13 protein-coding genes are annotated in these 10,362 nt (G+C 31.7%); 3 read left to right on the top strand and 10 right to left on the bottom strand.

All coding sequences use genetic code 11. The annotated features are described in order from the left end of the window. A partial coding sequence (locus ACKVOD_RS00875; RefSeq protein WP_409207596.1) for a DUF1080 domain-containing protein occupies positions 1-296 on the top strand: 296 nt, incomplete at its 5' end. A 264-nt stretch (positions 297-560) separates the two neighbouring features. Then, complete coding sequence (locus ACKVOD_RS00870; RefSeq protein WP_409207595.1) at positions 561-1,640, top strand: Fic family protein; 1,080 nt, start codon at positions 561-563, stop codon at positions 1,638-1,640. A gap of 286 nt (positions 1,641-1,926) precedes the next feature. On the opposite strand, the gene ACKVOD_RS00865 is transcribed toward ACKVOD_RS00870, so the two are convergent. The 3 genes from ACKVOD_RS00865 to ACKVOD_RS00855 form a co-directional block, all read right to left on the bottom strand. After that, entirely contained in the window at positions 1,927-3,699 is a 1,773-nt protein-coding gene (locus ACKVOD_RS00865; protein ID WP_409207594.1) for an amidohydrolase, read from the bottom strand. A 404-nt stretch (positions 3,700-4,103) separates the two neighbouring features. Then, on the bottom strand, positions 4,104-5,030 hold the full coding sequence (locus tag ACKVOD_RS00860; protein WP_409207593.1) for an MBL fold metallo-hydrolase: 927 nt from the start codon (positions 5,028-5,030) through the stop codon (positions 4,104-4,106). 20 nt (positions 5,031-5,050) lie between these two features. Then, complete coding sequence (locus ACKVOD_RS00855; RefSeq protein WP_409207592.1) at positions 5,051-5,818, bottom strand: hypothetical protein; 768 nt, start codon at positions 5,816-5,818, stop codon at positions 5,051-5,053. Positions 5,819-6,223: 405 nt separating this feature from the next. On the opposite strand from ACKVOD_RS00855, the gene ACKVOD_RS00850 reads away from it, so the two are divergent. Further along, complete coding sequence (locus ACKVOD_RS00850) at positions 6,224-6,529, top strand: nucleotidyltransferase family protein (protein WP_409207591.1); 306 nt, start codon at positions 6,224-6,226, stop codon at positions 6,527-6,529. A 14-nt stretch (positions 6,530-6,543) separates the two neighbouring features. Here ACKVOD_RS00850 and ACKVOD_RS00845 read toward each other — a convergent pair whose 3' ends face one another. From ACKVOD_RS00845 to ACKVOD_RS00815, 7 genes are all read right to left on the bottom strand, one after another. Next, on the bottom strand, positions 6,544-6,873 hold the full coding sequence (locus tag ACKVOD_RS00845) for a DUF86 domain-containing protein (protein WP_409207590.1): 330 nt from the start codon (positions 6,871-6,873) through the stop codon (positions 6,544-6,546). Next, positions 6,860-7,174, bottom strand: coding sequence for a nucleotidyltransferase family protein (locus ACKVOD_RS00840; protein ID WP_409207589.1), 315 nt, complete (start codon positions 7,172-7,174; stop codon positions 6,860-6,862). Before ACKVOD_RS00840 ends, ACKVOD_RS00845 begins: the two co-directional genes overlap by 14 nt. Positions 7,175-7,360: 186 nt before the next feature. Next, entirely contained in the window at positions 7,361-8,410 is a 1,050-nt protein-coding gene (locus ACKVOD_RS00835; protein ID WP_409207588.1) for a Fic family protein, read from the bottom strand. Positions 8,411-8,660: 250 nt separating this feature from the next. Beyond that, the gene (locus tag ACKVOD_RS00830) at positions 8,661-8,816 is read right to left on the bottom strand and encodes a hypothetical protein (RefSeq protein WP_409207587.1); all 156 of its coding nucleotides are present in this window, start codon (positions 8,814-8,816) and stop codon (positions 8,661-8,663) included. 14 nt (positions 8,817-8,830) lie between these two features. Then, on the bottom strand, positions 8,831-9,286 hold the full coding sequence (locus tag ACKVOD_RS00825) for a nucleotidyltransferase (protein WP_409207586.1): 456 nt from the start codon (positions 9,284-9,286) through the stop codon (positions 8,831-8,833). After that, positions 9,286-9,477 carry a hypothetical protein gene (locus ACKVOD_RS00820; RefSeq protein WP_409207585.1) on the bottom strand — a complete coding sequence of 64 codons (192 nt, stop codon included), beginning with the start codon at positions 9,475-9,477 and terminating at the stop codon, positions 9,286-9,288. Before ACKVOD_RS00820 ends, ACKVOD_RS00825 begins: the two co-directional genes overlap by 1 nt. A 276-nt stretch (positions 9,478-9,753) precedes the next feature. Continuing rightward, on the bottom strand, positions 9,754-10,362 hold a 609-nt coding region (locus ACKVOD_RS00815), incomplete at its 5' end, for an outer membrane beta-barrel protein (protein WP_409207584.1).

Below are 10,362 nucleotides of genomic sequence, written 5' to 3'. Positions count from 1 at the left end.
ACCAAATTCAAATTGGCATTTCAGGATCTTTAAAACGAGACTTAACGGCTTCTCCATATTTGCCTAAATTAAAATATCCGGTAGAAGCCAATGTAAAAGATATTTTAAAACCAACAGATTGGAATACCATGAAAATAAAAATGGTAGATAAAACGTACACTGTTTGGTTAAATGGCAAAGAAGTAATGACATATACTTCAAAAGATATTCCTGCGTCTGGCCCTATTGGTCTTCAGTTACATCCTGGAAATGAAATGTCAATTAAATATCGAAATATTCGATTAGCAGAATTATAAAGATTGATTATGAAAATTGTTGTTGTAGAAGGGTTCACGAAAACCTCAGGTAGCAAAGGGCCCAGGATTTAACGTAAGTCCTTGATTTATTATTAGTTATGTTTTAATGAAACGAGAATAAACTGATTTCAATCAATTTCAGGGGGTGTTTTCGGCACGCAGTGCGTAAAAAAGATGTTTATACAACATTGCGCCGCATATTAATGCTATTCGGCTCATTTTATTCGTATATTTGAGCCGATAAAGTAACCTAACCGGCTCATTATGTATAACTGGCAACACAAAAATTGGCCTGAATTTAAATTTGATAGTTCATCACTAGATAATGAATTGATGAAGTTCATGTTAAAAGCTGGAGAATTAAAAGGCATCATCTCTGCATTACCAGAAGCCATAAGTACAGAAACGATTATACAGATAATGGTCTCTGAAGCAATTAAAACATCTGAAATCGAAGGCGAGATAATAAACAGAATAGATGTAATGTCTTCTATTAGAAAAAACCTTGGATTAAATATCTCACAAGAACCAAAAGATAAAAATGCTATTGGATTAAGTCAACTACTAATTGATGTAAGAAATACATATAAAAAAGCACTCACTGAAAGCAAGATACTGGAATGGCATAAACTTCTAATGGGGAATAACAAACGCATTAATGCAGGCCAATGGAGAAAAGGTATTGCACCAATGCAAATAATTTCAGGTTCAGCATCTGACCCCAAAGTTCATTTTGAAGCGCCCCCTTCTAAAGGTGTACCAAAAGATATGAAGCGATTTATAGAATGGTTTAATAAAAGTGAAATTAGTTCCCCCATTATTAAAGCTGCAGTGGCACATCTTTATTTTGAATCCATACACCCTTTTGAAGATGGAAATGGAAGAATTGGAAGAGCCATCGCAGAAAAAGCGCTTTCACAAGGATTTGATAATCCTATTATGTTTAGTATTTCAAAATCTATTGAGGAAAATAGATCAGCCTATTATAAAGCATTACAGCATGCACAACAAAGATTAGAAATTACAAAGTGGATAGAATGGTTTACTTCAATTATAATTTTTGCACAGGATGATGCTGAAAAAACAATACAGTTTACTATCAAAAAAATGAAATTCTTTGACAAGTATGATAAAAAATTTAATGATCGTCAAAGAAAGGTTATTAATAGAATACTAGAAGAAGGTTTCAATGGCTTCAAGGGTGGTATGAATGTAAGAAAATATATAAGTATAACAGAGACTTCAAAAGCAACAGCAACAAGAGACTTGCAGGAATTAGCGGAAATGAATGTGTTTGTAATTAAGGGAGTAGGTAGATCTACTACTTATGAAATAAATATTTAATTTAATTTAATTTAATTTCTTTATTTCTTCTAAATCAACAATGTTTCTATTTGAGTTTTCTTCTTACAACATGAGACTTATCCATTCTGGCTGCACCAAAAAAATAGACTTTAGGTTTGAAAAAAAGAGACCTCTAGCAATAGGGGTCTCTTTTTTTCAAAAACCTCACGCAAAAACAACAAAAGGCCCACGATTTAACGTAAGTCCTTGATTTATAATAGTTTATTTTTTCACAAAACCGAAATCAACCGATTTGGACCGATTAGTGTGGTCGATTAATAAAGTTCTATTTTTTCAAAAAAATACTTTTTCCTGCAACAAATGTTTGCAACACATTAATGTTTTTAATTTCATCAGGGTTTACGAGCAACGGATTTTTATCCAACAAAACCATATCGGCGTATTTATTTTTTACAAAACTTCCCAGCTTGTCTTCGCAATGAAACTGCCAGGCCGCATAAATAGTAAGCGCTTTTAATCCTTCTTGCACAGAAATTTTTTCTTCTTTTCCCAATACAGTTCCACTTTCAGAAGTCCGATTAACAGCTGTGTTTAACAAAAGCAACGGGATACATTGATACATTGGCTGATCTGAATGCAGTGAGAATGGTTGTTGCTGTTGAACAAAAGAGTTGATGGGTAGAATTTTTTCGCTACGCGATTCTCCTAAAATATCATTTTTCAGCGCATCGCCATAATACAAAATATGATTAATATGAAAGCTTGATGTAAGATTGAGTTTTTTCATTTGGGGCATCAACTCTCTTGGTAAAAGCAAACAATGCTCCAAGCGATTTCTATATTTTTCAATCGGATATTTTTTATTTAATTTTTCAAAAACGGAAACCACTTCTTGAATTGCATTATCGCCTTGGGCATGGATAGCAATTTGAAAACCTTTTGATTGCATGAAATCAAAACTTGACAGTAAATCTTCTTGTTTAATAAGTGATTCTCCGCGATGAAATTCAGGAAGATGAAACCCCTTTTCAGTAAGTTCGGATTGCAAATAGGGTTCTTTCAAATACATAGAACCAATATAGGGCGAGCCATCGTACCAATATTTAAATCCGAGAATTTTATAAAAATCATCGCCATTGTTAACGCTTTCAGGAATTAAAATTTTTGGAGCATCATAACGTAAATAAATAAAGTGACGCACATTAGGTTTCCTTTCTGGAAGTTTTCCAATTAGTTCTAAAAATTTATAAAGAGGTTTAGAGGTGCCGGCTGAAAGATGTTCGTAAAGCATCAAAATATTTTTATTAGCAGCGGATAACCCTAATGTAGAAATACTGGTTACGCCAGCTTTTGCATTTTCAAACATTACATTAGTTGCATTTTCCGCCAACGATTTTTTGAATACTTCTAATATTTCGACTCTAAAAGGTTCAAATGCTTCTTGCTCTGCAATTAATCCAGTCAGGTTTCCGTCTTTATCTTTTTCAAAATAACTAGATACGGTGGGGTCTTTGGTTTTATTCGTGATCCCTACTTTTTTAAATGCTAAAGAATTTCCATAAAAAGAATGTAAGCTTTGTGAAATCAGCAGCAATGGGTTTTTTGGAGAAAGTGAATCTAAAAATTGAATAGTAGGAGAGTGTAATCCTTTTGTTAAGATTGGATCAAAACCTTTGCAAATAATCCATTCTCCCGAAGGTGTAACCTTTACTTTTTCGGCGGCGACTTTCCATACAGCAGCTGGTGTTTTATGATTAAAGCCACTAATATCGGTCATTCCATATAGAAAAGAAGACAAGTCATTATGACCGTGTGCATCAAAAAATCCAGGCATTAATGTTTTGCCGTCAAGATTTATTAATTCTGTTTTTGAAGTTTTTAATTTAAAAATTTGATCTTGATTTCCGAGCGCTTCAATTTTACCATCCTTTATAAAAATGGCTTCAACAGTTGGCGTTTTATCGTCCATTGTAAGAATTGTTCCTCCATAAAAAATAATATTATTTCTATGCGAATAATCATCAAAAATATAAATACAAATTGAAGTTGCTGCTAACAGCAGTAGAACGAAAACAGAAAGTAATATTTTCTTGTTCATAATAAAAAATGATGTTACAAATTTATGAAAGGCTTGGGGCTTTTGGCTTCAATTGTCTAAATAATTAAAATTGTCCGTCGTCAAACCAATGTAGCCTTTTGTTAGTAGAGTGTTTCGTTGTTTGAATGTAATTAAATTAATACAATGTTCACTATTCATTAAACGTGAAAGTTATGGTTGATCATACTTCGTTTTGGTAAGAAATGACAAAACCCTCACGCAAAACCTCACGCAAACTTCACGCAAAAACAACAAAGGACCCACGATTTAACGTAAGTCCTTGATTTTCAATATAGCTAGACAGGGATTGATTTATAGTTAGTTATGTTTTAACAAAACCGAAATCGACCGATTTTAAAAGATTTCAGGGGGTGTTTTCCTCGCACAGTAAATTTAAGCGTTAATTATTCCATATAACCGGGAAATATTCCTTTTGCTGTTATAACCGTGCCTACTGAACCAACCAAAGCGCTTTCTGACGTAAGGCCTAAAAAATTGCGTATTGAATATGTTGAGTTTAATCCGGTACAATGAGCTCCCACAAAGTAATTAACTCCTGCTTCTCGCATTTTTTTCGCTGTCCATTCTAACTTATCATTATTAAGTTTTAACAAATGAAAACCACCAATTATTTTATAGATTGGTCTGCCTGGAATAATCTTTTGTACATAATCAAGTGTATTAGCAAGTCCTGCATGGCCACATCCACTTATTAAAACAATGCCATTTTCAGTATCAAAAAATAAGGATTGGTCTTCGGGTATAATATCCTCTACTATATTTCCTTTACTGTCAATCATTTTGCTTACGCCACTCCAATTTTTTTCATCGTATTTTCTTGGAACTTGCCCAGTTGTCCACAAACCAGGTATTAGTTGTGTTGGATTTTTATGACTAATAAATTTAATTCCTAAATTTTCAAGAGTATTCTTATTACTTAAAATATAATTATCATCTCCTTCTGCATTAGGTCTTGAATAAAAAATTCCCTCCCCTACATGCGCTTTTTTAAAGGAGTTAGGATATTCCTTTTTTAAGGTTATAAGACCCCCGGTATGGTCTTTATGATTGTGACTTAAAAAAATATTATCAATATTATCAAGATTAATGCTTAATTCTTTTGCATTCTGAACAACTGTATTTTCTCTTGAACCGGCATCAAATAAAATTCTTTCCCCATCAACTTCAATCATTGCTGAAAATCCCCATTCACCTGTATGGAAATCAGAAAGCATTGTGGAAAGTATAGTGATTTTAAAATCCTTTATTTTGGGATTTTGTCCAAAAGAAATCATTGGGAGAAATAGCAATGCGATGATTAGATGTTTCATTTGTTTAAAATTTAATACAATTAGTGCGTATCTTTTTTGGATAATATCTCTATGAGTTCATTATTAAAATCTTTGAAAATTTTAATTTTTTTATTATAGTCTTCAACTTTGTTTAACATTACATTTGTTTGAATAATCAAATTCTCATTAATCAATTTTTCTCGAATTAATTTCACATCAAAATAAAATCTTTTATAATTAGCTTTTGGTATATCCGTATTGCTGCTTTCTAAAATATTATTAAAATAAGTTTTCCTTATTGGAAGATGTTCTCTATATAAATAATTATTTACATTATCTATTTCATCCCCGTTAACCTCAATTCTTTTATTCCATGTTTCATAATAATTAGATAGCTTCCACTTTAAATCTTTAGATTCAACATAAGTTAAATTACCGGTAGCAATCATATTTTTATAAGAAGAGCTATTCAGAAAAACGGTTTGGTTAACAAATGAACTATCAATATTGTCCTTAGTAAATTTAATGAATTCATTTTCACTTAATTTATTATCATGAAATTCATATAATTTAGCTTTTAACTTTTTAAAATATCGTATGCCATCATCTGAATACTTAATTGTACTCTCAATAAAAATTGAATCTTGTTTCAAATCTTGTAAAATAGAAAATAGGTTTTGATCTTTACGTTCAATCATGATTTTGTGTTCTCTTACATTTTCAGCAAAAAATCCAAGAGTTACAGCAGCAAATAACATCAAAAATTCAATAATGTATTCAGACCATTTCTTTTTATGCGTTGGGTGGTTTGGGTGATGTACTTCCATATTAATGTTTTATGGTTGAAAATAGGATAATGTTTCCAATTATAAACCTTCCCAACTATTAAGGCCCCGTTATGTTTTCAAAAACTCACGCAAACCTCAGGTAGCAAAGGACCCACGATTTAACGTAAGTCCTTGATTTTTGATGTGTTACATTTTGATAAAACCGAAATCAACCGATTTGGACCGATTTCAGGGGGTATTTTCGGCACGCAGAAAACATTAATTTTATAAGATGAATTTCAATATATCATTTGTAAAAAGAGCTAAGTTGTGCAGCATAATCTTATCGAAACAGCCTCCAGTTACAATAGAGGAAGCCAGGAAACAAGTAAAATGGTTGAAGGGTAAATCCATCAAAAAGAAGAGGTAAAGAAATTAAAAGTAAATTTGTCCCCTAATAGAAATATGAACACACTATATGCATACAAAAAAGAGATTAATGCACTTTGTGCTAACCACAAGGTAAGAACCTTATATGCATTTGGGTCGGTCTTAACTCCCAACTTTAATAGCAAAAGCGACGTTGACTTAATCGTTGATTTTAAGGAAATAGATGTGAAGGACTATGCAGATAACTACTTTGATTTTAAGTTCTCCTTACAAGAAATACTCAATCGTCCAGTAGACTTATTGGAGGAGCAGGCAATCAAGAACCCTTATTTTAAAGAAGATCTGAATAAAAAGAAAGTGATAGTTTATAAGGAAATTTAATTACTACAAACCAGTTATAATAACTCGTTTAAAAAATGATCCAAATCTGGGATTTTATTTTGAATGATGTCCCATACAATATCATAATCTATTCCGAAGTAATCATGAATTAACTTATCCCTTGCACCAGCCATTTTCTTCCATTCAATATGAATATGTGTGGCTTTAAATTCTTCATCAATTTTCTTTGATGCTTCCCCAATAATTTCAATGCTTCTAACAACAGCTCGACAAAGCACTTCATCTTCAATAACTTGCTCTTTAGTTTTTTTATCAGTATGTTGGATAATAAAAGCTGTTTCAGTCAAAATATGACGAACCAACTCAAGATTAGAGGCTGACATTAATTACCTCATTTAAAATATGTGGTCCAATATGTTTACTTAATGATTGTCGAGTAACTAGTTCAACCTTCCTGCCAAACAAGCCTTCCAAAAAGAATGACAAATCCATAAAGTTATCAAAGCTCTTTTTTTCTGGAATAAAATCAACTAATAAATCAACATCACTTGTTTCAACAGCAGTTCCTTTAGAAAAGGATCCAAAAATACCCAAACCATTTACCCCAAATGATTTAATCATATCTCTGTTTTCAGAGATAGCGCTCATTAGGTCTTGTTTTGTATTGTATTGTATCTTGTTCATTGTAAAAGCAAATTTACAATTAAATTAAAGAACCCCTACATTTTCGTCGAATTAACCATTAAATCAATGAATATTAAACAGTTATGAGAAAATAAAAAGGGGGTAAGCAAATCTGAAACTGATTTATCCCCCTTTGTAGCGAGACCGGGATTTCAGGGGGTATTTTCGGCACGTAGAGGTACATATTTAAAAATAAGTATTCACTGCGAACTCAAACTGACCTATAAATACTTTTTTGAATGGGCTGATGTTTGTTTGCTCGTAAAATACCAGCATGGCCTTTTTATATTCAATAGAATCAATGGTTCTAAATGAAATTGGACAGAAGTGATTATTGATCAATATTGCATTACTTATAATCCTTGCAGTTCTTTTGTTACCATCTGAAAATGGTTGGATATAAGAGATGAGAACAAGAGACAACAAAGCCTTATCAAATACATTTTTCTTTGAATTGATTAATGTACACATAGACTCAACTGCTTCCTTAATTTGAAACTCATTATCTAAAGGCTTATAATTTGTTCCCGAGATCCCTACTCTTCCACTTCTAATATTTCTTGAAATATCTAACTCTTTAACTAAAATACTATGAATATCCTCTATACTCGAAACCGTTAATGGATCGATATAATTAGGATTTTTGATGATAAAATCCAAAGCATCTTTGTGATTTAACAGCATAGTGGCTTCATCCTTTGTCTTACCAGCTGCAGTTTCCTTATCTTTTAACAACCTTTCTGTCTCAAGTAATGAATAGGTATTGCCCTCTATCTGTGAAGATTTCCAAATTAAATCAATGGCAAGACGCTCCAACTCATTCTTATATTCACTCTTTGATAACTTAGATGAATTAGATTTAAACTTTTCTTGTAAGTTGTTTAATTGATCTAATTCGGTATTTGTAAAGATGGAGATATTATGAAGTGTTCGGCTGATTAAATCGCTATTGAATTTATCTTGAATTATCCTCTCATCAATTTCTTTTTCAAAATACTGTTCAACATCTATTGGTCGAATAATATTATACCCGTTACTGATTTCGTATTTTCTACTCTTTAATTCACCAATGGCATTAATTAAATCCTCTGCTACTAATTCTTGGAGCTTTCTTCTTAATGTCGCGACACTAATATCCAAGTTCAATCCATCAAGTATTTCCTGAGAAGTACATTTGGGATGGTTCTTAATAAACTCAATTATTTCGGTTTCTCTATTTTCAGATTTCTTTGGCATAGTTATTTATCAATCATAAAAATATGATTTATCAATCAAAAAATACATAAAATGAGCTATAAAGTACTTTTAGTTGATTGATAAATTCATAAAGTGTTGATTAAAAGTTAGTTATGATTTCACAAAATTGAAATCAGCCAATTTCAGTCGAATTCATGGGGTGTTTTCCTCACACAGAGCGTAAAATAAATTATGGCTGAAAGAATCAAGAAATAAAAACAAAAATCCCGCTATTTTATACCAAAGAAAACTATGATTTTGTAACCTGCTCTATTTGATTCTTTTTCAAATAAGCCTTGAACTGCTCATAGTTCATCTTTTCAGTTTCTTTAGCAATTTTTTCTTTGATAGCCCTGAAAACCTTAACCGTATCAAAGGTCTTTTCTATTCTAACTTTAGTCTTCATAATTAACGATTTCTTTAGGTGAAATTTATTTTCTTTATCTCTTTCAAATCAGCAATGTCCTGACTTCTGCCTGAAGCAGTTTTGTTAACTATAAATTCTTTAAGTCCAATAAACTTTACTTCAATCCCATTCACATCCACAAGTAATTTATTTGGAAAAGCATCTTCAAATTTTACACCATCAATCGTATTCAAAATATCAATTCTCAAAGGCGGGTATCCTATTTGTGTAACATAACCGGCTTGCATAAAATCAGACTTAGTTAAACCTAAACTTGATAAACCAAATTCTTTAATTGCAATAACTAATTTTTCTGCATTAGTTTCTGAACTATTGATCCAAATATCTAAATCTCCGGTATGTCTTGGTTTGCCATGAAATGCTAATGCGTAACCACCAACCACCATATAATCAACCTGGTGTTTATTAAGGAGCTTTACAAAGTCTTCAAAATCTTGGGCTAATGTCATTATTTCAGTTTTCTTCTTTCTACATGTGACTTATCCATCCTAGTAGTTTTTAAATCTACAGTTTGAGATATTAAAAATGTCACCGCTTCAAGCCTTTTTATCAAAGGTTGAGCTAACCAATAGTTCAAATCATTTATTTTTTCGTCAAATGATTTTAATGGCCCTTTATGTAAAACTGGTGCGATATTCATATTCAGAATTGACTATAAAGTTACTTAAAATTATGCGTTTTAGAATGGTGTTTTCATGACACAACAAAGGACCCACGATTTAACGTAAGTCCTTGATTTACATGTAGCGAGACCGGGATTTGAACCCGGGACCTCAGGGTTATGAAGATTTTTTGAGAAAATTAAAGCGTTGATTTGTAGGTATTTATGTTTTTGGGAAACGGAAAACGACCGATTTCAGTCGAATTCAGGCGGTGTTTTCCTCACGCAGTGGTATTGAGATATGAATGGATATAATTAAAATTTATAACTATAGCCAACCCTTATTACCTGCGTTTCATAATAGTCGTTACTTGTATAGATAAAGCCCTGCCCCTTAATTTCTTTTTTAGTAATCATGGTGTTTAATAAATCAGTGGCATTAAAAAATAATTCTCCTTTACTTTTTTGGATTAATTTTTTAATACCGACGTCTAAAGAAAACCTAGAATTTATTTTTCCTTGTGGTATAATATCTGGTGCTAAATAAATAGCCGCAAGTTGTGCGTCTATATTTTTAGCAAAATGAAAGGTATTATTTAGTTTTAAATTACCAGAAAATATTTCTTGCTTTGCTGCCGAAAAAAGATGTGTTGTTGGATATTTATTTTCAACCGAAAATGCATCTATTTGATTTTTGTATCCATTTAGGTTAATACTGAACTTATACTTTTTTGAAACTTCTTGAGCGTAAATAATTTCTACACCTGAATTATAACTCTTGTTCACGTTTTGAAAAGTTGCATAAATCAAATTACTTGGTGGTGTAGTACTTGATATTCTCGTAATTGTACCATCTGATATTCGGTGATAAATGGCGTTATATAAACTACCAGTTTCCCAAGTTGTTTTATAGGCTAATTCTAT

Source organism: Flavobacterium sp. (genome assembly GCF_046155325.1).
Taxonomy (GTDB): Bacteria; Bacteroidota; Bacteroidia; order Flavobacteriales; family Flavobacteriaceae; genus Flavobacterium.
The sequence above is the reverse complement of the archived record's forward strand: the minus strand, read 5'-3'. Positions and strand labels throughout refer to the sequence as shown.